The following is a 22,964-nucleotide window of genomic DNA, read 5'->3' as shown; positions in this document are numbered from 1 at the left end:
CTTTGAAAAGCTTTGAAAACAAACCAAAAGAAGAGATTACCGCTCCTGATGGTCTGGTTTCTGAAGAAAATGTAAATAGTGGTGGCATCCCCGAGGATGCTACCACCGATTATGCTTCTGCGCCCGCGACAGAACCTACCGCGACCGCCAGTGAGCCCGATACCGGCGCGGAGGTCGATACACAGACCTGGCCAGAGTATGAGGAGGTCGATATTCCGAGCGAGTCTGACCGGGAAGACGCAGATGAAGAACCAGCGGCCCGTAAATCTTTCTGGCCACCAACGAGGGAGCAGCTCTGGACTGGTATTGCTTTTTGGGGCGTAGTTCTACTGGGGGTGATCCTGCGCTTCTGGGGACTGGGCGATAAGCCACTACACCACGACGAAAGCCTGCATGCCTATTTTTCGCTGATTTTGATGCATAACAACATGGAGAACTGGCTGACCTGCGCGCAGACGGCTGCCAGTTCCTGCTATCGTTATGATCCGTTGACGCACGGTCCATTTCAATTTCATATCATTGCATTTGTCTATAAAATCAGTCAGCTTCTAGGGGCGCCCGATCATGGTGTAAATACGACCACTGTGCGTATCGCGGCCGCCACTCTCGGCTCTGCCCTGGTTGGTCTGCCGTATTTCTTGCGTGATTATATCAGTAAAGTTGGGGCCTGGCTGGCCTGTTTCTTGCTGGCCATCTCACCCAGCATGGTCTACTACTCCCGCTTTGCCCGCGAAGATATCTACATGGCCTTCTTCACCTTGCTTACCGTGGTGGCGATTGCTCGCTATGTGCGTGACCGCAAGGGTGGCTGGCTCCTGTTGTCTGCCCTGGCCTTTACCCTGTCCTATGCCACCAAAGAGGCGACTTTCCTGACCATCGCGGTCTTTGGCAGCTTCCTGGGTGCCCTGATTGTATGGGAACTGGGTGTACGTTTAAAGCTGCGTAACGTCAATACCAGGGAAGGGCGCCCATTCTGGGACCAGTTCATCCCAACAACGGCCGCTCCGTGGTTTACGCTGGGTTACTTTGCTATTCTTGGTATTGTCGCCAAGCTCTTTTTCGGCAAGTTGAAAGAGTTATCAATCTATATTACCGCGAACAAGGCCAATACAGCGATCGCGGATGCTTATGTGGCGCGTTTGAAGGCCAATACAGTCGCGCTTCTGCCGTGGCTAGGTATGTTACTGGCGGTGGTGATCGCGATCCTGCTGATACGTGAAGTCAGGGGAACGATAACGACAGAGCGGCGTGGCCTGGCGCGCCGGGTTGAGCGGCGCTGGCAGCCGGTTCTGGATACCATCGTCACAATGCCCTGGACGCACTGGTTCTTCGCCGTCGTCTGTAGCTGGTTCGTCTTTATCGTCCTGTTTAGCGTCCTGTTCACCAACCTGCCCGGCGGTATTGGAGACGGCATCTGGCAGGGTCTCTATTACTGGTTGCAGCAGCAGCAGGTCGCGCGTGGTGGGCAGCCCTGGTACTACTACTTCTTGCTGATTCCCCTCTATGAGCAGATCGGGGTGGTCTTTGGCCTGGTTGGAGTGATTCGTTGCCTGGTTCGTCCGACGCGCTTCCGCCTATTCCTGGTCTACTGGTTTATCGGCAACGTATTTATCTATACCTGGGCCGGTGAGAAGATGCCCTGGCTGACGATTCACATGACCATGCCTATGATGTTGCTGGCTGCGATCGCCCTTGAGCCAGCAGTGCTTAAAGTCATTCAGGTTGTCAAGGAGCGCGTGGGACGTTCTACGCAGACGGTAGGTATCGCTGAGGAAAAGACCACTCCTCTGGCCGGTGAGCTCAAATCTCCCGTTGCGTTTATCCCGCCGCGCGTGCGCAAGCCTCTGGCGCTGGGTGGTTCGGTCGCGACCGTGGTGCTGGCTCTGCTGCTGCTGGTTCCCACACTGCAGAACATGTTCCAATTGAGCTTTGTACACTATGCCGATGCGCCGCATGAAATGATGATCTATGTGCAGACCACGACTGACGTCAATACCATGATGGACAAGATCGCGGCCCTCGATAAGAAGCTCTATGGCGGGCAGCATAAAATTCCTATTGGCCTGGTTGAGGACGCCACATGGCCATTCGCCTGGTACGTGCGTGACTATACCAACGTCTGCTTCAACTATCCCAATGGCTGTACATCTACGGCGCAAAACATACCGGTTATCATTACCAGTGGTGATCAAATGCCGAGTATGCAGTATCAGTATCGCGATACCTACCAATTCCACCAGTATCATATGCGTACGCAGTGGGATCAAGGATATATGCCGCCGCCGTGTAAGGCGACCCCCGGTCATCCCTGTACCGATCCTCAGACGTATACAGGTGTTGGACCCTGGCTCTGGCTAAGCTATGGCGATAATCCGCCGCCAAACGCCAAATTTGACCTGGGGCGCGCGGTTAACAACATCTGGAACTGGTGGTGGCAACGCAAGGCTTTTGGGAGCATCGACGGTTCCTATGACATGGGGCTCTTCATCCGCAACGATGTCAGTAGCCAGACCGGTATCAAGCCATAGGCTCAGTTGGAACATCTCCCATGGATCACCCCGGGATTTTGAAAATCCGGGGTGATCCATTTTATGCCTCGTTATACATACTGAGATGCAAAGGAGACGAAGGGTTCCGCCCATTGTTGGAACGTCAGGCTCTCATCCCACCAGCGTTTCTGGCTCGACTTTGCGAAGGCCCAGATGACCAGGCGATCCATCAGCATGTACATGGCAAAGCGGCTGGCAAAGCCAGACCGTATCTGATGTGCCTGGTGATAAGCTTGCAGAAAGAGCTCCGCGCGCGACTTATCCTCCTCCAGGAGGGTTGCTACCGGGCGCGCCAGATCCATTTCGCTGTTGCCGAAGAAGAGGCCCATCAGATCAAAAACGCCACTGACGCGCCATTGCCCATGCAGGCGCTCAACAACCAGATTATGCTTGCTGTAGTCGGCATGCACCAGCGCTGGCTGAAAATCGTCGTCTGCTGCTTGTGCTGCCTGCTCAATGATCTGTGCCCCCCAGTCAAATTCCTGACTGGTGATGGAGTTCGCGCTGGCTTGCTTTTCCAGATGATAACGTACAATGCTAACTACCATCTGACTAAATGGTAGCTGTGGAGTCTGTTGGAATGATGGTTTGGCAGGAAAGGGCCAGGCTAGCTCCTGCTGTAACTGCAATGGCTGAATTGTCTGGGTGAGAGGATCGTAACGTCCACAGACGGGCCAGGTAATGCGGTGTAATTCTGCCAGTGCTGTGCCCATAGCCTGCGCTATGTGTCGTTTATCCTGCTCTGGTAGTGGATTATAGAACTGCGGATCAGTGGTTTGTTGGCCTGGCAGGCGTGGCATCAATGCATAACTCCATCCAAAGATGTCTTCCTGTTCATCCAACAGGTAGGGCCAGGGTATGGGTAGCTGGCTTCTCTTGTGGAGCAAGTCCGCGAAAAACTGCTCGGTCGGAAACTGCCATTCAAAATGCGAACTGCCGCGCAAGACAAATTCGCCCAGACTCGTGGTCACGAATACATTCTGCCCAAAGTTCCCTGAGGTAATGGGCTCTGTACGCACCAAGGCGCCCAATCCAAAACGATCTAGAGCAGCTTGAAATTGCTGATCGTCAAGCATACCCAGGCGTTGACCATAGTAATGTTGGGACATAAAAAAGCTCCTGATGGTATTAAAGGGAATAATAGAGCAAGACAGCATCCGCCACAGAAATACCCTTAGAGAGCTTTTCTGCTAGAAGTGGTGCTGCTTAAAGATAGTGGAGTAGCGAAACTTACGCTTCCGCTATTTGCGCATTGCTGATCGCCGCGTCAGAGGAGCGTGGCGCTGTTTTGGAGGAGGTCATGGTTGGCAGGCTACGGCGTACGAAGATGCGAGAATCTGTAAACAGATAGTGCAAATAATCCATCGTAGTCCTCCTGCCGAATTTTTCATTCTAAAAACCAATATAATACATATACAGCATTGAATGCCCTGTTGTCAATGCCTTCGTAGGTGCGGTGCGTAGGTGCCAGATTTGCCCTGGCTTGAGTCGCCAGACGACTGACACCTACCAGGGTTAGAGCAGAGAGGCCAGGCGTTTGACGCCCTCTTCGATCTGCTCAGGAGTCAGGGCGCAGAATGGCAGGCGCACAAAGCGCTCACCCTGGCGAGGATCTTCGCTATCAGAGTAGGGATCGGCGAAGAAGTCGCGCCCATCGGTGAGCATGAGTCCCGCCTGCTTGGCCCGCTCCAGCAGATTGGCGCTGTTGAAGTGGGGCGGCAGCATGATGCTGACAAAGAATCCTCCCTCCGGCTCGGCGAAGGGTACGTCTGGCAGATAGGTCTTGATGGCCTGGACGACTGCGCGCAGGCGTGGCGCGTAGAGCTGCTTGAGATTTTCCAGATTGGAGGCAAAGTAACCACGGCGATGGAACTCAACCACCGCGGCCTCTGTAGGCAGCACGGGCGCCAGGATGGTCTCTTCGGCCAGTTTCGTCAGCTGTTTGACCAGTGGCAGGGGACCAACCAGGTAACCGACGCGCAAGGCGGGGCTGATCAATTTGCTATACGAGCTCACGGTGATTACCCGTTCGGCGTTCAGGTCACGCAGCAGCGGCAGCGACTCTCCCGCGTAGCGCAGGGTTCGATATGGAACGTCTTCAACCAGCCAGAAATTATAGCGCTCGGCCAGTTCTACCAGAGCCTGACGCTTGGCTGCCGAAGTGGTCACGCCCGCCGGATTCTGAAAGTCTGGAATAACATACATAAAGACTGGCTTGTACTGCACTATCGCCTGTTCCAGGGCACCCAGATTCACGCCATCCAGGTCAAGGGGGATACCAATCACCTTCGCACCACGGCGACGGAAGGTTTTGATGGCACGATCATAGCTCGGTTGCTCCACGAAAACCACATCACCAGGTTTCAGGAGGAAGCCCGCGAAAATATCTTGCAGATGGAGAGAGCCATTGCCGACCAGTACCTGATCTGGCGACACCTGATATTGTTCAGCAATCAACTGGCGCAGTGGTAAGTATCCGCCGTTGTGTCCGTATTGGAGGATGGTTTTGCCGTCTGGCCCCTCTAAAGCGGCCTGCATGCACTCACTCAACAGTTTGTTAGGCAGCGCTTCAACCGCCGGTACACCACGCGTAAAGAGAATCTGCTCGCTACTAACTTGACTTGGCATCTTATATCTCCTTGCATGTCCCATTTTTGAGACAAGTTTACCTTTTAGAGTGGGTGTATGTCTAGCTCGGGCGGCAAGTCTTGATCCGCCAGGTCAGATATACACCCCGATAGATAGAGCTCAGGCAAAGGTGAGCACGATCTTCCCCTGGGGTTCACCAGATTCAAGCAGGCGATGAGCCTTGGCCGCCTGCTCAACGGGCAGCACGTGAGCGATCAGAGGCTGGATGGCCTTCTCGGCGATCAGTTGTAGCACTTTTTCTTCATTGGCTATCGAGGTATGGAGCTGACCGCCACCGATGACGCTGACGCGTTTGAGGCGCCACGCCTGTGTATCGACTGTGGCCTCTTTCCCACCAAGGTTGCCGATCAAAATAATGCGGCCATCGGCTGCAGCGGCCTCAATGCTTTCCTGCAGGGTTGCGCTCACCAGTTCGATGACCAGCTGAACCCCTCCCGTTTCTTGCAGTACCTTGCCTACGTTCTGCTGACGATGGTTGATCACCTCCTCGGCTCCCAGCTGTCGCAGTGCGTTGGCGCGCTCCTCCGAACTGGCCGTGGTTATGACTCTGGCACCGGCATGTCTGGCCAACTGAATGGCGATCGAGCCCACACCGCTGGAGCCTGCCCAGATCAAGACCCGCTCGCCGCTCTGCAGGTGTCCCAGGTCGAAGAGGCTCCCCCAGGCTGTGGAGGATGCCAGTCCTGCGGCCACAGCCTGCTCAAAGCTTACGCCTTCCGGAATGCGCGCCAGGTCCGCTGCTGGGACCGCCAACCTGCTGGCATAGCCGCCACCGCCACGGGCCTGGCTGGCGCGCGTCGTCAGGACGCGCTCACCGGCGCGAAAGCCATTGCCCTCCTGCAACACCACTCCCGCGGCTTCCAGACCGGGCGTAAATGGAAGCTTGACCGGCCGGCTACCGTCGCGCTGGAAAAGATCCAGGCGATTGACGGTGGTCGCCTTTACCTCTATAAGGACTTCATTGGGAGCCGGACTCGGATCTGCTACCTCCTGTATCTGCAGAACCTCTGGACCTCCAAACTGGGAAACTTGAACAGCTTTCATGAATACCCCCGTTCTCTATTACTAAGCAATAACTGATGTTACCTGTTCGCGTTTATTGTAAGCCTTGCACCTGATGATTGCAAAATGCCAATCGTTAGATTTTTGCTGCTCTATAAGGAGCCAATCTGCACCCCTGAGGGCAGATACAGCTTATCTCATTGCAGATCATTCATGTGTAAGTCTCAGTCAAACTGTGGTTAGGGATTCCACGTTACGTTCAATCCAATCGATAAAATCCTCAACTGACGTGAAGCTGGCGTAGGGATGGATATCTTCCAACTGGTCGATGGTTGCTGTGACCGACCACTCCGCCGCCAGGGGAAGCACTCCGGCCTGGGAGGATTGCTCAACATCGGAGGCGGAATCACCGATATAGGCTGCCCGCTCCGGCTCGATCTGCCATGCCTGCAGAATACGCCGCATTGCGCTTGCCTTGACTACCGCATCTTCGCGGCCAGCCTCCACAAACTCAAAGTAATCGGCGATCCCCAGACGATGCAGAGTCAGGGTCGCTGTGTGTATCCCTTTTCCCGTCACCACAGCCATTTTTAAGCCCTTTGCCTTGAGCAGATCTAATACTGTGGGAATACCTGGAAAAGGCTCGTTACACTCATCGTGTGCCCGTTCGTAGGCATCGTGGTAATAGTCCAATGCCTCCTGCCAGCGATCAGGCACAACCTGCTGACAGATACCACCCTCAGTCAAACCGAAATGGGCTGTAATCTCCGCATCAGAATAGTCGCGTCCAGTAAAATATTTAAAGGTCTGCCGATAAACTTTAATGCACAAGGGGACTGTGTTTGCCAGTGTTCCATCCAGATCGAATAAAAAGCCTGCTAATTTCATGCCAACTCCACGAGAAAAACTATGCTGTCCCAGGTTGAATGTGGTGGTGCAACGGCGCCGCATCCGCGGCGCCGTTGCACCACCACATTCAACCTGTTTTAACGCAGTGAAAAAGAATAGGTCTATATGCGCAAGCATGTGCATCGATGAAAAAATACCTGCTGTCTCCTGGAAGGAGTGTATACCTTTTTATCGTATCACATCTTCTCACGCCGGCGATTCACAGGGCATAGCCCATAAAAAAGCACTAACGCACGAGAAAAGTACCTGACTGTATGCTCAGCGGCTTGCTTTTAGAACAAATGTTTTATATAATAGGGTATACCAAACAACAGGACGATAGCCAGGGTTTGTAGTTGTCGCATCCAGCACAGAACATGCAGGTAATCATGAAGCTCATTTCACCACACACCATTATCTCAATCCTGGTCAATGATCAGGATGAAGCGCTCCGCTTTTATATTGATATGCTCGGACTAGAAAAACGCAATGATATATCCTTTGGGCCGAATTTACGCCTGCTGACGGTGGCCCCAGAGGGACAGCAGAAACCAGAACTGGCGCTGGCCAAACCCGATGTCCCCCTCTACGGGGAGGCATATATCAATGAACTGCGCGGCCATCAGGGGCGCAAACTGGCCTCCATCTTTGTCACCGACAATTGCCAGCAGGAATATGCCCGGCTCTCTGAGCGCGGTGTAACATTTATCAGCACCCCTGACAAACAACTCTACGGAGTCGAGGCCGTATTTCTAGATCCCTATGGAAACGCCTTCTCACTGCTGGAAACCAGCCAGAGCATCCGTGCCATCTTTAAAAATATACTCATGGGAACGGCCGCCTGATACCACCTCGTCTGTTCCCTTCTCTCCCCTACCGCCAGGCTGCCAGTTATCTTCGCATAGCTGGCAGCCTGGCGCTCTCTCGACTCCTGACAAATATAGGTTTTTCAGGGACTGTGCCCCTGGCACTCCCTTTGAGAGGGAAAATGGTATCGTTGATGGAACGTGCGCGCCTTGGGCACGGGGCCGCTTTGCGGCAAGCACCCGCAAGGGGCAATACCTTCAACTTAAGGGACCAAAAGCACGGCTTATCATGCCAATGTGAGCTTAAAAGCGTCAGATTGTACGCCTTCTTTTCGCTTAAGTTGAAAGTATTGCCCGCAAGGGGCGCACCTACGATCCTCGTTTCCGATGCCGCTTTGCGGCAAGCGCCCGCAAGGGGCGCACCTACGATCTGGCTCCTGAGCTCTCTCATGCCGCCTACGGTACTTCCCCTTCCATCTAGTGGTGCATCGGGTGCGCGAATGCACACCCGATGCACCACCAAAAAAACTCGGGCGGCCGCGCAGCGGCCGCCCGCACAGAGGCGTCTATGCACGTCAGTAAAAAGTGTGTCTGACACTCAATAGTACTTTCGCATAGAAGTGTATCGGAGTACCCGATTTTCTTGTTATCTTTAATAGAGATATTTTCGTATCTCCTATTACAGGTGTAGTGCTAAAATATATTTAAGAAGTGGTTAACAGACACAAGAAGTATGCAGAGAAATACATGCTGAGAAAATGCTTAGATCATTAGAATTGCTGATACTTTTAGCCTTTTAGGCGATTCTCTGTTACATTTTCTTAACACAACTCGTCTGGCAAATATAGGCGGTTGGTTGACCGCCATTAGTTATGAAAAAAAACGGAGACACAAAAAGATACATGGATCAGTCTTTAGTACAAGGAAATTTAGAAGAGATTCTTGAGCCATCTAATGATTTAGAAGAACTTGTAGAAGAGATTGTAGAGCAGGTGACTCCGGCGAAACGTAGCCCGAGCTATCATCCCACGCGCTGGAAGGCTGTCAATCGTGTATTGGACCTTGTTGACGAAGTAACCGGGGGGAAAGCTGACTGGGTAGTGCGATTTGTCAGTTACATCTTCTTTGGTGGTGCAGCCGCCGTGGTGAATCTGGCAATGTTCGCGGGTATGCTCTACATCTTGCCTTCCTCAATGAGTGATTTCTGGCGCACCCTGGTCGCCGGGGCAGTGGCATGTGAAGTCTCACTGGTCGCCAATTTCATTCCCAACGATTTTTTCACGTTCCGCCACATGCCCGGACGCCAGCGTTCATGGCTGACTCGCTGTGGTCGTTTCCATCTTACTTCGTTGGTTGGAAGTCTATTGACCATTTTAATCCAGCAATTTTTCAGCCATGTCGTGCACATCATGCCGATGCTTGCACAGGCGATCGCGTTGATTCTGGTACTGTTCTATAACTTCTCTTTTCATCATCTCTTTACCTATCGCCACAAGACGACAGCGGAAAAAGTGACTGGCGCCGCTCCAGAAACAGTTGTTGTTTCCGGGCCGTTGCACAACCTCTAACTAAAAACTATATATATTATGACAATGTTTCAAGAAAAGGGGAGCCGGCTGGCTCCTCTTTCTTATACAGTAATATGTTTACAAGCCCTCTCGAGAGAGGGACGGAGCAAGCGGTACACTTGCTCCAGAAACGAGTCGAACGCAGGAGGCGAAAGTCTACCTCTTTCACCTGGCTCGACCAATTAGAAAAGATCGCGCTTCGCCTCCTGCTGTTCCTGGATGGAGCGTCCATTAGAGGATCGTGCCTTCATTGAGCACCGCAGTATAAGAACACGCTGACCCAGGAACAGTTCTCTTCGAGAAGGGAGTTTGCTATGTGGTATGCTGGTATTGATTGGGCGAACGCTCACCACGATGTGTTGGTCATTGACGATGCTGGCCGCCAAGTTGGATCGTTGCGCGTCAACCATACGCCTGAAGGCTTGCATCACCTGAATGCCTTCTTGGAAGATATTACTGGCCCAGATGATCGAGACCAGATGGCTTGCATCATCGAAACATCTCGTGGGCTGCTGATCACTGCGCTGCTGGAAGCAGGTTGGCACGTGTATCCAGTTCATCCCAAAACGGTTGATCGTCGGCGGCCAGCTTCTGGGGTAAAGACGGACGCGCTTGATGCCTACCTGTTGGCGAAACATGGACGGGCTGAACTGGTGGACTTGCGGCGCTTGAAACCTGATAGCGACATCATTGCTGAATTGAAAGCATTGACCCGCGATCAAGATAGCTTGATTCAGAGCCAGACCCGACTGGTAAACCAGTTGACAGCTTGCCTCAAAGCATACTATCCAGTGGCTTTGCAGTTGTTTGCCAAGCTTCAGCAGCATTCGACGCTGATGTTTTTGCAAACCTATCCGACTCCGCAAGCGGCTATGGGGGCCTCGGTACAAGAGATTGAGGTCACATTGCGCCAGGGAAGGCATACCAATCCGACAAAGGCAGCGCCCTTGATCTTCCAGAGGCTGCATCAATCCCATTTGACCGCTGATGCGATTACAACGCGGACCAAGTCCCGCCTGATGTTGGTCCAAGTCAAGCAACTGCTGCCGCTGGTGGAAGAGATCGCCGAATATGATAAGGTGATTGAAGACCTTTTTTTGACCCACGCTGACAGTCCGATTTTCAGCAGTTTGCCCCGTGCTGGAAAACGGCTCGCCCCTCGACTGTTGGCGGAGATTGGGGATGAGAGAAGCCGCTACCTGCGAGCGAGCAATTTGCAGGCGTTGGCTGGAACCTCGCCCGTCATCTTTCAGAGTGGAACCTACGCGAAAGCCCACCGCCGTTATGCCTGTAGTAAACCTCTGCGCAATGCCTTGCACCAGTTTGCGTGGCAAAGTACCCAACAAGAACCCTGGGCGAGGGATTACTATCTGCGTAAACGAAGTGAAGGGAAAAGCCATACGGAAGCCGTTCGTGCCCTTTCTAATCTGTGGGTGAGAATCCTCTTTGCGCTCTGGAGCAAGCACGAGTGCTATGACGCTGCCATCTTTCAGTCCGCGAAGCTGGCTCATGCTCCCAGAGCCGCATAGAAAGGGCCATCTTTGAAAGGCAAAACCGCCTGTTTTTTTGCCTTCAGCTGAGCATGTCTTCTTCTGATCATGCAAGCAGCGCGGTGTCAAGGAAAGTGAAGCGGCTTGACACCGCGCTGCGGCATGATATGCTCCTTCATGCTCAGTTGAAGGCAGTCCTTGTTTCCCCAGTTTCATTTCCCCCTTTCAGCTTTTCTTGATGCGCTTTTTAGACTTGACATAGAGGATCTTTTTTCTAGCGCCTAAAGAATGATGGATTGGGGTAGGTGCAACATAACAGGTGGGTGCGTCGGCACCCACCTGTTATGTTGCACCTACCCCAATTAAGTGAGAGAAGGCGTTGTTAGGCCCAGCGGATCAACCCCATCTCATATTTATCGGTTAATGAAGGATGAGAGGGGATGACGCGGATATTATAGGCAATGCTACCGCTCTCATCAGGTTTGAGCTGGATATCATAGCGGTAGGAACCATCGTTTTCACTTTTGACGTACTGCATAGGGAGTGCGTGGGTCGGGATCGCCACTTCCTCCTGCGTTTCACCGTAGACCAGTTCGACGCGCAGATCGTTGGGATCCAGTTCATTGACCCGCACCCAGGCGTGCACATCCAGGCTCTCACCCAGACTAAGCTGGCCCTCACGGCGTCCATCCACATAAAGCTCCAGGCTGCTCCAGGCGCGACTGACCCGCTCCTTCCAATCAGCCAGCTGGCGTTCCTGCTCATAGTGGTTTTCTTCAATCTGGATGTTATGGCGGATCTCAGGCACATAGTAGGTATTCGTATAGTCTTTAACCATACGACGCATGCTGAACTGTGGCGCGCAGGTGCGGATTGCTTCCTTCATATAGCTCATCCACTGGTGAGGAACGCCATTGCTATCCTGCTCAAAGAAGGTTGGGATAATCTCATTCTCGAGAATCTGGTAGAGCGAGTTGCTGTCGTCCTCCGCCTGCGCTTCCTGATCATGATAATCGCGTTCTTCGCCAATGGCCCAGCCATTCTTGCCATTATAGCCCTCGGCCCACCAGCCATCCAGGATACTACAGTTGGGCTGTCCATTGAGGGCGGCCTTCTGTCCACTGGTACCGCTGGCTTCGTATGGCCGAATGGGATTATTCAGCCAGACATCGGTGCCCGAGACCAGGTAGCGAGCCATATCGATATCGTAATTTTCCAGGAAAATGATCTTACCCTTGAACTCCTCGCTGCGTGACATCTTATAAATGTACTCGATCAGGGCTTTGCCAGGCTCATCGGCCGGGTGTGCCTTACCGGCGAATACAATCTGAACCGGGCGTTCAGGATCGTTCAGGATGCGGCGCAGCCTGTCCAGGTTACGGAAGATCAGGGTAGCGCGTTTATAGGTCGCGAAGCGGCGCGCGAAGCCCAGAATCAAGGCATTGGGATTGAGCATCCCCTCAAATTCTGCCAGCTGACGGTCGCCTTCTCCCAGGCGCAGATGCTGCTGTTGCAGACGCCTGGTTGTATACTCGGCCAGCGCTAGCTTGCGTTGATGATGGGCCTTCCATAACTCCCGGTCGGGAATATTTTGAATATGGCTATCCCAGAACGCCTGGTCATCAACATACTTGCCCCAATCGGGATCCAGGAAGCGGCCATAGAGCTCATTGAGCTCCGGGGCGATCCAGGAGAAGGTATGGATGCCATTGGTAATAGAGCCGATGGGAACCTCTGATTTGTCCAGGCCCGGCCAGAGGAACTGCCACATCTTGCGTGAGACGTCTCCATGTAGCGCGCTTACGCCATTGTGGTGGCCCGTCAACTTCAGAGCCAGGACCGTCATGCCAAAGCTGGGCCCCCAGCTCTTGTCCTCGCGCGCGATATCCAGGAACTGCTCACGAGACAGACCGAGCTGCCCCCAGTAAGTATTAAAGTATTTATCGATGAGGTCAAAGCTAAAGGCATCGTTACCAGCGGGAACTGGCGTGTGGGTGGTAAAGAGCGAGTTCGTTTTGATGACTTCACGCGCCTCGTTGAAACTCAGGCCGGCGGCAACCAGTTCGCGGCAGCGCTCAAGGCTGAGGAAGGCCGCGTGTCCTTCATTGAGATGCCAGGCGGATGGATTGATGCCCAGGGCACGCAGGGCACGAACACCGCCAATGCCAAGCACAATCTCCTGTGAGATGCGCATCTCATTATCACCACCATACAGGCGAGCCGACAGCTCACGATCGGCCGGTGCATTAGGTTGAATGTCGGTATCCATCAGATAGAGTGGCACCCGACCAACCATCAGCTTCCACACTTTGGCATAAATGCGGCGACCGGGCAGTTCCACGCTAATAACGACCTCATTGCCATCGGGTCCAATGGCCGGAACGGCTGGTACCTCTGAGAAATGAAGCTTATCGTATGAGGCTTCCTGGATGCCCGAACGATTGACCTGTTGCGTAAAATATCCCTGTGGGTACAGAAATCCAACACCCACAAACGGCAGGCCGAGATCGCTGGCCTCTTTGCAGTGGTCACCGGACAGGATTCCCAGGCCACCTGAATAGATGGGTAAGGACTCGTGGAGCCCGAATTCAGCCGAAAAATAAGCGATGGTTTTGTTCGTCAGCTCAGGATAGGTAGTCGAGAACCACGTTTCACTGGGTTGGGGATGGATATAGTGGTCGAAATCTCGAATGACGCTATCATAACGCTCCAGGTATTCACTATCCTGCGCAGCCCGTTCCAGCGTCTGCGGCTGTAGCTGGCTGAGGAAGTGCACCGGATTGTGGCTTACCTGTTCCCACAGCGCTGGATCGAGCGAGCTATAGAGCGCGCGCGCCTCGGGATGCCAGCTCCACCAGACATTATATGCTAGTTCATATAAACGGTTTATACGAGCGGGCATAATTGGAAAAACCGTTATGCGACCGTAAACTTTCACTCGTTTTCATTTCCTTTCGTAGCTTCTCTTTGTTTATGTTACTGATTTAGATTGCTTGCTTTAAGGTCTCAATTCCTGGTATCAGTATATCTTTTTTCAGAAGCTCGGGCAACGTCGCTCAGTTGTTTTTCGCCAGTATTTGGCATATACTGAGAAAGACTGGAGTCAGTGAGAAGGAGAGGAATGCCGTGGTAAGGAAGCCTGTTCTTGTACGCCTGGAAGGACGAGGTCGTTTTATTGGCGGCTTGCTTCTTGGCGTTGGCCTGTTCTGGCTACTCTGGCTTTTCTTATTCCATCCCGTGTCCGTGCCGGTGATTTCCCGCTGGTCCATGGTGGACGCGGCTACTACGCCCGTGCCGGCTTCGCTCTTGCAATCAGCGCCGCTTATGAGCGCGGGCGTCACGCTGAACACGCCCAATGATACCCCACCGATCAGCCAGCTGCAGGCGCTCCAACTGGCTGCGCAGGCCGAACCGGCCGCGGCCGCGAGCGCTAAAAAAATCGACGCCTATTATGTCTTGCTGACGTATCCAGCCGCAGCCAACCATCAGAATCACTCCTCTCTCACCAACCTGCCCACCTGGCTTATCTGGTATCAGCAAGTGCCCCAGCCTTCCACCAATGTTGCCCTGACCACCCAGCCGCCGCAAGATCTCTATCTTTTTATCAATGCCCAGACCGGGCAGCTCGCCCTGGCCGTATGGGCATAAAAAAGCTGGCACCACCTATATGTAATTATCGATGTGGTATTGGTGTGCCAGTTTTTTGGACTGTGAAGGTGAACGCGCCGGCGCCTGTTTATGTGGTCTGGCTTATGCATGAGAGATAGTGATACCGTTCCCGGGTGGAAACGCCATGGCTATTCTTCATGCATTTTAATCCACCCATGGCGCAGAGCATGCACAACCGCAGCGGTACGGTCATTGACAGATAGTTTTTTCAGGATCGAGGTGATGTGGTTCTTCACCGTCTGATCACTGATTTTCAGAGACTTGGCAATCTCTTTATTGCTATTGCCGCGTGCGATATAGTCGAGAATCTCGACCTCGCGACTGGAAAGTGGGGAATAGAGATCTTTCTGCTCGCTCTCTTCCTCCTCCACTGTTAATTCGCGGAAAGACTTGAGGACGCGGCTGGCCAGTTGTGGCTTGGCAAGCACATCATCGCGAATCAGATACTCGCCATGGCTTACCTTGCGAACGGTATCCATTAACTCGTCGGCGGTAATATTGCGTGTCGTATAGGCGGCGGCACCGACCTTAATAGACTGAAATAAGCGCTCTTCATCTTCTGATGGAGTGAGAACGATGATTGCCAGGCGTGGTGATGAATGTCGCATCTGCCGGGCAATCTCCAATGGATCGGAGGCCGTCAGTCCAGCGTCGATGAGGGCTACATCGGGGTTGCACGTACGAGCTATTTCGAGTACGTCAGCTGCATCCGTCGACTCTCCAACAATTTCGCAGTCCCCCATTTTCTGCAGAGTAGCGCGGATACCCTCACGGAAGAGTGGCTGCTCATCAATAATGATGACACGTATCGTTTCCATGTATTCCCTTCATAGAAGAGAACGGACAGCGCAAAGGCCCATGCAGCACTGCCTGCACTCTTTTCTGTCTAATTGAACTCCCAAGATAAGAAGTGGACGCCCCTTGCAATATCAAGGGTCGGTAGACCTTGTGACTTTGCCCCATTATACACACTAATGTTGTGAGCGTCTATAAGATGGCAGGCCATTTTATGGACCTTTCTAGGAGTTTCTACCCCGTAGCGCTGGCCTTCTTTTAGTACTTTCAGGTACACCCTGATTGTATTAGGTTGTGTCAAGTCCCGCTTATCTTGTATTTCAAGTGATAGTGTAGTTAAGCAGCATGGCTACTGTTTTTTGGTGGGGATGTTTCCCATGATGATGAGAAGGGAGGGGTTTTCTTTCGGGCGACCGCACGCGGCCGCCCGAAATTTATAGAGGTTAAGTATCGGCTGAGGAGAGCCACGGCAAATTTATGGAGTGTGCAAAACATGCGCTTTCGCGCATGTTTTGCACACTCCATAAATTAAAAAAAAGATAGGGGGCGTGACGCCCCCATGCCGGCAGATAAAAAAAGCGCTCCACCAGGAGCGCTCCTCTGTACTGAAATGAATAAATCTAGATGCGTTCAAGTTTGCGTAGCGTCGAATTAATACCCACTCGCAAGCTCTCGATAACCCCTTTACCGGTTACCGCGACCGCTTCAAAGCTGGGTACACGATAGGGATTCAGGTATTTTTCTAAGACCGATACCGGTAGCGTATCCTGCAGGTCGCGCTTGTTCCATTGCATAACCAGGGGGAAATTGGCCGTATCTTTATTCATGCGGCGTAGCTGCTCCTGGAGCTCATTCCAGCATTCTATATTCTCTTGCAGCTTGCTGGCCTGTGAATCGGCGACGAAAATAACGCAATCGGCTCCCTTGAGCACTGAAATACGTGTCTGCTGGTAAAGGATCTGTCCAGGAACGGTATAGAGTTGAAAGCGAATGTTAAAGCCGTGAATCTTTCCCAGTTCTAGTGGCAGCAGATCGAAGTATAATGTACGCTCTGTTTCGGTATCGATTGAAACCATCTCTCCAACGTCATGTGGATTCACTGCCTGGTGTATATAATGTAAATTTGTCGTTTTGCCGCAAAGACCAATTCCATAATAGACAATTTTACAATTAATCTCGCGTTTCGCCATATTGATTAGAGACATACGTAACGCTCTCCTGCCCGCTCTCTATATATGCGCGTCTACCTGCACGCCTGTAAAATTTAAACTATGCCACTTCTTTCCTGGGACAGTATACATTATTCTCAAGGTAGCTGCAACAGCGTTTTGTGCTGCATCATCCCCATTAACCTGGTCTTATCAGGCTGCCACCGCCCCTTAATCTGGCTCTTCCATTTTTTTCTGGCCACATAGATTCTCTGGATGCTAATAAACAAAAATCCATCGGTTTCGTTGTGAGCCGTTACAAGAAGGCGAATGTTTATTATTATCAGCAAACGTATGAAATCAGCAAATTAGTCCTGTTAAATTAGCCAATATCTCCTACCTTTCGCCATGATATCCGCATTTCGTAAGGTGTATGAGCACTGTGCTAAAATAAATGACGATACCTCTGGTTTTTTGAACGCGGTAGCAGTAGCCGTGCTTTGCCATTGACGAGAGAAGGATAAAGGACTAGACTTACGACAAATTGAGGCTGCTCTGCTTTAGACATAGTTATACGATAGAAATAAAGTGAGAATACGCACATGACGACAACTGCATATACTCCGATCGATACAGATTTTGAGGTCGTTATCGGACTTGAGGTGCATTCGCAGCTGCTGACGAAGAGCAAGATGTTCTGCTCTTGCAGTACCAACTATGCGAACGCGGCCCCTAATACCCATGTGTGCCCGGTGTGTATGGGAATGCCCGGTGTGTTGCCGGTCATCAATCAGAAGGCGGTCCAGTACACCATTATGACCGCGCTGGCTTTGAATTGTTCAATCCCCGAATATTCAAAGTTTGACCGCAAAAGTTACCATTATCCTGACCTGATGAAGGGCTATCAGATTTCGCAATATGATATTCCGCTCAGCAGCAATGGTTATCTAACGATTGAGCACAATGGGCAGGAGCGCCGCATTGGCATTACCCGTGTGCACCTGGAAGAGGATACGGCCCGCTCGCTACACCGGCAGGGGTATACGCTGATCGATATTAACCGCGCTGGCACCCCATTGATGGAGATCGTGAGCGAGCCAGACATGCGTTCTCCAGAGGAAGCGCGTCTCTATATGCAGAAGTTGCGTGAAATCCTGATCTACATTGGCGTATCATCCGGTCGTATGGAAGAGGGGAGTCTGCGCTGCGATGCCAACGTTTCGGTGCGTCCTCGTGGCGAGCAAAAGCTGGGCGTGAAGACCGAGATCAAAAACATGAACAGCTTTCGCTCGGTTGAGCGCGCCCTGGAATATGAGGCGAAGCGCCAGATCGAAGTGATCCGCAACGGAGGTACCATTCGCCAGGAGACCCGAGGATGGATCGAGACCAAAGGGATCACCGTGACGCAGCGCGTCAAAGAGAAGGCCGACGACTATCGCTACTTTCCAGAGCCCGATCTGCCGCCATTGATTATCAGTCGCTCTGTAGTAGAAGAGATTCGCGGTCAGCTCTCCGAACTGCCTGATGAGCGCCGTGCCCGCTACGTCAAAGAATATGGTATCTCGGCGCAAGATGCCAACGTCTTGACCGAGGACAAAGCGCTCGGCGACTACTTCGAGCAGGTCGTCTCCGCCTCCCCGGCGAAAAACCGCCAGGCCCGGGCTAAAGTTGCCAGCAACTGGGTTCTGAGTGAGGTTGTTCGTCTGCTGAAGGCCAGTTCTATCTCCGTGCAGGATACACGCTTAACACCAGCTGCTGTGGCGAATCTGTTAGATTTGCTTGACCAGGAACGTATTACTGGTAAACAGGCGAAAGATATTCTGGATGAAGCTTTTGCCACCGGAGAGATGCCCGACGCCATCGTCGAGCGTAAGGGGATCAAGCCTCCGATCAGTGATCTTGGAACGCTGGAACGTATTATCGATGAAGTCATTGCGAACAATCCAAAGCCTGTAGCCGACTATCGTAACGGTAAAGTGAACGCCATTCAAAGCTTGATTGGCCAGGTGATGAAACAGACACGTGGCCAGGCAAAAATCGATGTTGTAAGGCCTCTCTTACAAAAGAAACTAGAAGAACCGCAGGGGTAATATCCCCTGCGCCATCCAACATGGTCAGGGACGCATGCCATTGAAGCCAGGACAATGACGTTTTGCATCAAAGGAGATATCATGCAGCAGTTTAACCCTTATGAGATGGCAGTTCAGCAATTTGAGCGGGCCGCCGATAAGCTAGGACTCTCGGAAGATATGCGCGAGATTTTGCGCAAGCCAAAACGCGAGTTGGTTGTCAATTTTCCGTTACGGCTCGATAGCGGCCGCATCAAAACCCTCACCGGTTATCGCGTCCAACACAACGTCAATCGCGGTCCCGCCAAAGGCGGCATTCGCTATGGCCCGGATGTCACGCTGGACGAGGTAAAGGCCCTGGCCATGTGGATGACCTGGAAGTGCGCAGTAGTTGGGATTCCCTATGGAGGCGCCAAAGGCGGCGTCATCTGTGATCCCAGAAATATGACCGCCGGTGAGCTAGAGCGCATGACGCGCCGTTTCACCACTGAAATTTCTATCATCATTGGTCCTCATAGCGATATTCCAGCTCCAGATATCAATACGAATTCTCAGGTTATGGCCTGGATGATGGATACTTATTCCATGCACGAAGGTTTTTCTGTTCCTGCCGTCGTTACCGGCAAACCTCTCTCTATCGGCGGTAGCGAGGGCCGCAACGACGCCACCGCGACCGGTGTTCTCTTTGTCACGCGTCGCGCCGCCCGGCGCATCGGGATGCCCCTGCGCGGAGCGCGTGTTAGTATCCAGGGATTTGGCAACGCGGGCAGCGTGGCCGCGCGCCTGTTCCACAGCGAGGGCTGTAAGATCGTCGCCTTCAGCGATACCAGCGGTGGCCTGTATAACGAGGAGGGCCTGGACCCAGCGCTGGTTCAGCGCCACAAACTAGAGCACGGCACCGTAGCAACGTATCCCCACGGGCAGAGCATCAGTTCCACCGATGTTCTTGAAGTGCCCTGTGATATCCTGATCCCCGCGGCCACCGAAGGCCAGATTACCGAGCATAACGCGGAGAAGATCCAGGCGCGTATCTTGGCGGAAGCCGCTAACGGCCCCACCACTCCAGAGGCCGACGCGATCCTCTTTAACAAAGGCTGCCTGGTTATTCCCGATATTCTGGCCAATGCTGGAGGCGTCACAGTCAGCTACTTTGAATGGGTACAGGATCTGCAGAGCCTGTTCTGGGATGATGCAGACATTACCCACCGCCTGGAAGTCATCATGAATAAAGCCTTTGACGCCGTTGCCAACAAAGCGGAAGAGTATCACTGCGATTTACGCCTGGGGGCGAACATGCTGGCCATCTCGCGGGTGGCTGAGGCTACCCTGGTACGGGGCATCTATCCTTAAATCTTTCGGGAGAGTGGACTGCAACAAAAAAGCGACTGCAAAGTTTTTTGCAGTCGCTGTCAGACTTTTAAACGAGACTACGGGGCTTAATATGAGCGGCGCGTATCCCGCTTGCCAGGTTTTTTTGGCGGCAATTTGGATGCGCGCGAGGGCTTTGGCTTCTTGCGGCCACGGCCCCAATTCATATCGTCGTCCTCTTCATCCTCCTCTTCGTCCTCGAAGAATTCCTCCTCTTCGTCTGCCTCAGAGTCCAGATCCATATCGGGGACGTCGGCCTCCTCAACCTGATCATCCTGATAGTCAAACTCCTCATCCTGGTCGCTGGCTTCCAGGGTATCCTCTTCCGCCTCAGGTTCGGCGAATGACTGTGAGGAGCGTACTGGCTCGGCGACGGGATGGACAACCTGCCCATCGCTGGCGTCGGTAAAGCGACCCCGCCGCTGTGGAGTTGGCTCAGGGGCCTCTTCGGCTGCTTCACCATCTTCAGGTTTGGGGGCACCAATCACGTGGCGGCCCGCAGCTACATCAAGCCAGAACTGGGAATAGTAATGTGGCCTTTCCGAATCTTTTTCGCTATCTTTTCTTGTCATAAGATGCGCGGTTCCTCTCCCCATTTTTAAGAATGAGGGACCGCTCCTGCCTTCCTTTGTGTTTTCAAGACGTCACTCAGTCTGGAAATGCCGCTTCCAAATTGTGAGTGGTACCATATGGGTTCATAATAAAAAGAAAGAAGAATACTGTCAAGGTGCACTTTATAGGGTATAAAACGGCCCCAGAGGCTGGTCCAAGCCTTGTCAAGACCTTACGTGCATGAATTTTCAGGGCTGAAGCGTTTGCTACTGCCAGCGAACATATCTATAATATTGTGAAAGGTACTTGAGAATACACCCTTTAACTCACTTTTATGCATCTTCATGATAGTGGTATCTAACCACTTCGATAGGAATATTTACTGGTCGCTTGTTGCCGACGTATACAATGGGGGAGCCGGTGTCTAGTAAGTTGGAGGAAACCATTGACAAGCATTCTAGAGACGATTAATGGCCCAGAGCAGCTGCGTGCCCTGTCGGTTCCGCAGATGGAGCTTTTGGCGAAGGAGATTCGGCGCGAGATCATCGAGAAGGTATCGGTACGAGGTGGTCACCTGGCTCCAAATCTGGGCGTTGTTGAACTAACGATGGCGCTTCACTATGTCTTCGATACTCCCAATGATCAGCTCGTCTGGGATATTGGCCATCAGGCGTATGTGCATAAGCTTTTGACGGGCCGTCGTGATCGCTTCCATACTATTCGTCAATTTGGAGGGCTTTCTGGCTATCTCCGTCGAGATGAGAGTGATTTCGATGTCTTTGGCGCGAGCCATGCAAGTACATCGATCTCCGCTGCTCTTGGTATCGCGGCGGCGCGTGATCTACAGGGTGGGACGCATAAAGTAGTGGCGATCATTGGGGATGGATCGCTGACGGGTGGTATGGCATTAGAGGCTATTAATAATGCTGGTAGCCTGAAGAAAAATCTCATTATTGTGCTCAATGACAATGATAAGTCCATCTCTGATAATGTTGGAGCAATCTCGCAATATCTTGGAAATGTGCGTCGCATGCAGACCTCGCCCAGCTATCAACGCTTGCGTGAGATGGCCAAAGGATCGATCGAGCGCCTGCCGGTTGTAGGTGATAAGGCTCGTGAGGCCGCCGGACGTGCTGAAACCAGTTTTAAACATTTTATGATGCATAGTAAGAGTGGCGCCATCTTCGAAGAGCTGGGTTTCAAGTTCTTTGGCCCCTTTGACGGTCATGATCTGGAAACGATGCTGGATGTATTCGAGAATGTGAAAAAGGTAGAAGGTCCCATTATTGTGCAGATGGTGACCAAGAAGGGTAAGGGCTGGGAAGTCGCCGAGGGCGATTCCACCAAGTGGCATGGCCCTGGTGCCTATGATTATACGACCGGCGTCATCAAGAAGAACGCGGGTGATCCCCCATCGTATACCGAAGTGTTCGCCAATGCCCTGGTCGCCATCGCCGAGAAAGACCCCAAAGTGGTTGGTATTACGGCGGCAATGGAAGAGGGTACCGGGCTGAAGAAGCTGCACCAGCGCTTCCCCGAGCGCTACTTTGATGTTGGTATCGCCGAGCAGCACGCAGTCACCTTTGCCGGTGGTCTGGCTGTTGGTGGTATGATTCCCGTTGCCGCCATTTATTCGACCTTCATGCAGCGTGCCATCGACCAGATTATCCATGATATCGCGGTACAGAATCTGCATGTCGTCTTTGCCATGGACCGTGCTGGACTGGTGGGTGAAGATGGGCAGACGCAGCACGGCGTGTTTGACATTGCCTTCTCGCGTATGATCCCTGGCATGAAAGTGATGGCGCCCAAAGACGAAGAAGAGCTCCGGCACATGCTCTATACCGCTATCTACCTGGATGGCCCGGTGGCCCTGCGCTATCCCCGTGGCAAGGCTCTGGGCGTGCCTATGAGCAAAGAATTTCATAAGCTGGAAGTCGGCAAGGCTGAATTGTTGAGCCCCGAGACCGTGGAGGCGGCGGAGCACCAGCAGACGGTGCTGCTGGCCTACGGCGCGACCGTGGCGCAGGCTGAACTGGCGGCCAAAGAACTGGCTGACGAGGGCATCCATGTCGCCGTCGTCAACGCGCGCTGGGCCAAACCTCTGGATGAAGAGATGATTGTGCGCCTGGCGAAGGCGACCGGTCGTCTGGTCACGATCGAAGATCATGTGGTGTCCGCTGGCTTCGGCAGCGCCGTCCTGGAGCTGTTGGAGCGTGAAGGACTCAGCGAAGTGGATGTACGGGTTATTGGCCTGCCAGACAAATTTGTCGAGCATGGCGCTCTGACCATCCTGAAAGAGCTGTATGGTCTCTCCTCGGCGCACATTAAAGATGTTGTGCGTGCCCAGCTGAGCACCACGAATCGCACCCTGGCCAAATAACGCCGTCAGTAAAGATGATGCCCCCATG

The 22,964-nt window shown here is 52.7% G+C and carries 17 protein-coding genes; 8 read left to right on the top strand and 9 right to left on the bottom strand.

Features of this window, described 5'->3' with window-relative positions; all coding sequences use genetic code 11:
* Positions 1-2: 2 nt before the first annotated feature.
* Entirely contained in the window at positions 3-2,528 is a 2,526-nt protein-coding gene (locus KTT_RS05415; RefSeq protein WP_160145659.1) for a flippase activity-associated protein Agl23, read from the top strand.
* 71 nt (positions 2,529-2,599) lie between these two features.
* Here the strand turns inward: KTT_RS05415 and KTT_RS05410 are convergent, their stop codons facing one another.
* From KTT_RS05410 to KTT_RS05395, 5 genes are all read right to left on the bottom strand, one after another.
* On the bottom strand, positions 2,600-3,658 hold the full coding sequence (locus KTT_RS05410; protein WP_160145658.1) for a phosphotransferase family protein: 1,059 nt from the start codon (positions 3,656-3,658) through the stop codon (positions 2,600-2,602).
* A 121-nt stretch (positions 3,659-3,779) separates the two neighbouring features.
* The gene (locus tag KTT_RS37375; RefSeq protein ID WP_268904495.1) at positions 3,780-3,914 is read right to left on the bottom strand and encodes a hypothetical protein; all 135 of its coding nucleotides are present in this window, start codon (positions 3,912-3,914) and stop codon (positions 3,780-3,782) included.
* A gap of 150 nt (positions 3,915-4,064) precedes the next feature.
* Positions 4,065-5,177: an aminotransferase-like domain-containing protein gene (locus KTT_RS05405; protein ID WP_126595009.1), complete on the bottom strand. Its 1,113-nt coding sequence runs from the start codon at positions 5,175-5,177 to the stop codon at positions 4,065-4,067.
* A 120-nt stretch (positions 5,178-5,297) separates the two neighbouring features.
* The gene (locus KTT_RS05400; RefSeq protein ID WP_126595008.1) at positions 5,298-6,242 is read right to left on the bottom strand and encodes a quinone oxidoreductase family protein; all 945 of its coding nucleotides are present in this window, start codon (positions 6,240-6,242) and stop codon (positions 5,298-5,300) included.
* Positions 6,243-6,428: 186 nt separating this feature from the next.
* Positions 6,429-7,088 (bottom strand): HAD family hydrolase, encoded by a 660-nt coding sequence (locus KTT_RS05395; protein WP_160145657.1) that lies wholly within the window; start codon positions 7,086-7,088, stop codon positions 6,429-6,431.
* Positions 7,089-7,477: 389 nt separating this feature from the next.
* Here KTT_RS05395 and KTT_RS05390 point away from each other — a divergent pair, with 389 nt between their 5' ends.
* From KTT_RS05390 to KTT_RS05380, 3 genes are all read left to right on the top strand, one after another.
* Positions 7,478-7,933, top strand: a complete 456-nt coding sequence (locus KTT_RS05390; RefSeq protein WP_160145656.1) for a VOC family protein — start codon at positions 7,478-7,480, stop codon at positions 7,931-7,933.
* 863 nt (positions 7,934-8,796) lie between these two features.
* A complete protein-coding gene (locus KTT_RS05385; protein ID WP_160145655.1) occupies positions 8,797-9,462 on the top strand; it encodes a GtrA family protein in 666 nt (221 codons plus the stop codon).
* Between the two features lie 314 nt (positions 9,463-9,776).
* Positions 9,777-10,991: an IS110 family RNA-guided transposase gene (locus KTT_RS05380; RefSeq protein WP_126594464.1), complete on the top strand. Its 1,215-nt coding sequence runs from the start codon at positions 9,777-9,779 to the stop codon at positions 10,989-10,991.
* Between the two features lie 343 nt (positions 10,992-11,334).
* On the opposite strand, the gene glgP is transcribed toward KTT_RS05380, so the two are convergent.
* A complete protein-coding gene (glgP, locus tag KTT_RS05375) occupies positions 11,335-13,854 on the bottom strand; it encodes an alpha-glucan family phosphorylase (RefSeq protein WP_162511801.1) in 2,520 nt (839 codons plus the stop codon).
* A 224-nt stretch (positions 13,855-14,078) separates the two neighbouring features.
* Between glgP and KTT_RS05370 the strand changes: the two genes are divergently transcribed.
* Complete coding sequence (locus KTT_RS05370) at positions 14,079-14,600, top strand: hypothetical protein (protein WP_126595003.1); 522 nt, start codon at positions 14,079-14,081, stop codon at positions 14,598-14,600.
* A gap of 149 nt (positions 14,601-14,749) precedes the next feature.
* On the opposite strand, the gene KTT_RS05365 is transcribed toward KTT_RS05370, so the two are convergent.
* Together KTT_RS05365 and KTT_RS05360 are read right to left on the bottom strand one after the other, a co-directional pair.
* Complete coding sequence (locus KTT_RS05365; RefSeq protein ID WP_126595002.1) at positions 14,750-15,439, bottom strand: LuxR C-terminal-related transcriptional regulator; 690 nt, start codon at positions 15,437-15,439, stop codon at positions 14,750-14,752.
* Between the two features lie 597 nt (positions 15,440-16,036).
* Positions 16,037-16,621, bottom strand: coding sequence for a GTP-binding protein (locus KTT_RS05360; RefSeq protein ID WP_126595001.1), 585 nt, complete (start codon positions 16,619-16,621; stop codon positions 16,037-16,039).
* A gap of 545 nt (positions 16,622-17,166) precedes the next feature.
* On the opposite strand from KTT_RS05360, the gene gatB reads away from it, so the two are divergent.
* Positions 17,167-18,654, top strand: coding sequence for an Asp-tRNA(Asn)/Glu-tRNA(Gln) amidotransferase subunit GatB (gatB, locus tag KTT_RS05355; RefSeq protein ID WP_174844779.1), 1,488 nt, complete (start codon positions 17,167-17,169; stop codon positions 18,652-18,654).
* Positions 18,655-18,735: 81 nt separating this feature from the next.
* Complete coding sequence (locus tag KTT_RS05350) at positions 18,736-19,983, top strand: Glu/Leu/Phe/Val family dehydrogenase (protein ID WP_126595000.1); 1,248 nt, start codon at positions 18,736-18,738, stop codon at positions 19,981-19,983.
* Positions 19,984-20,069: 86 nt separating this feature from the next.
* On the opposite strand, the gene KTT_RS36040 is transcribed toward KTT_RS05350, so the two are convergent.
* Positions 20,070-20,573 carry a hypothetical protein gene (locus KTT_RS36040; RefSeq protein ID WP_160145654.1) on the bottom strand — a complete coding sequence of 168 codons (504 nt, stop codon included), beginning with the start codon at positions 20,571-20,573 and terminating at the stop codon, positions 20,070-20,072.
* Between the two features lie 425 nt (positions 20,574-20,998).
* Between KTT_RS36040 and dxs the strand changes: the two genes are divergently transcribed.
* On the top strand, positions 20,999-22,936 hold the full coding sequence (dxs, locus tag KTT_RS05345; protein ID WP_126594999.1) for a 1-deoxy-D-xylulose-5-phosphate synthase: 1,938 nt from the start codon (positions 20,999-21,001) through the stop codon (positions 22,934-22,936).
* Positions 22,937-22,964: the final 28 nt, after the last annotated feature.

It is taken from the genome of Dictyobacter aurantiacus, from assembly GCF_003967515.1.
GTDB lineage: Bacteria > Chloroflexota > Ktedonobacteria > Ktedonobacterales > Ktedonobacteraceae > Dictyobacter > Dictyobacter aurantiacus.
The sequence above is the reverse complement of the archived record's forward strand: the minus strand, read 5'-3'. Positions and strand labels throughout refer to the sequence as shown.

Bases quoted from the DNA above. Each gene is read 5' to 3' on its own strand.
- KTT_RS05410 (WP_160145658.1), bottom strand. From the start codon at position 3,658: ATGTCCCAACATTACTATGGTCAACGCCTGGGTATGCTTGACGATCAG.
- KTT_RS37375 (WP_268904495.1), bottom strand. From the start codon at position 3,914: ATGGATTATTTGCACTATCTGTTTACAGATTCTCGCATCTTCGTACGC.
- KTT_RS05405 (WP_126595009.1), bottom strand. From the start codon at position 5,177: ATGCCAAGTCAAGTTAGTAGCGAGCAGATTCTCTTTACGCGTGGTGTA.
- KTT_RS05400 (WP_126595008.1), bottom strand. From the start codon at position 6,242: ATGAAAGCTGTTCAAGTTTCCCAGTTTGGAGGTCCAGAGGTTCTGCAG.
- KTT_RS05395 (WP_160145657.1), bottom strand. From the start codon at position 7,088: ATGAAATTAGCAGGCTTTTTATTCGATCTGGATGGAACACTGGCAAAC.
- KTT_RS05390 (WP_160145656.1), top strand. From the start codon at position 7,478: ATGAAGCTCATTTCACCACACACCATTATCTCAATCCTGGTCAATGAT.
- KTT_RS05385 (WP_160145655.1), top strand. From the start codon at position 8,797: ATGGATCAGTCTTTAGTACAAGGAAATTTAGAAGAGATTCTTGAGCCA.
- KTT_RS05380 (WP_126594464.1), top strand. From the start codon at position 9,777: ATGTGGTATGCTGGTATTGATTGGGCGAACGCTCACCACGATGTGTTG.
- glgP (WP_162511801.1), bottom strand. From the start codon at position 13,854: ATGCCCGCTCGTATAAACCGTTTATATGAACTAGCATATAATGTCTGG.
- KTT_RS05365 (WP_126595002.1), bottom strand. From the start codon at position 15,439: ATGGAAACGATACGTGTCATCATTATTGATGAGCAGCCACTCTTCCGT.
- KTT_RS05360 (WP_126595001.1), bottom strand. From the start codon at position 16,621: ATGTCTCTAATCAATATGGCGAAACGCGAGATTAATTGTAAAATTGTC.
- gatB (WP_174844779.1), top strand. From the start codon at position 17,167: ATGACGACAACTGCATATACTCCGATCGATACAGATTTTGAGGTCGTT.
- KTT_RS05350 (WP_126595000.1), top strand. From the start codon at position 18,736: ATGCAGCAGTTTAACCCTTATGAGATGGCAGTTCAGCAATTTGAGCGG.
- KTT_RS36040 (WP_160145654.1), bottom strand. From the start codon at position 20,573: ATGACAAGAAAAGATAGCGAAAAAGATTCGGAAAGGCCACATTACTAT.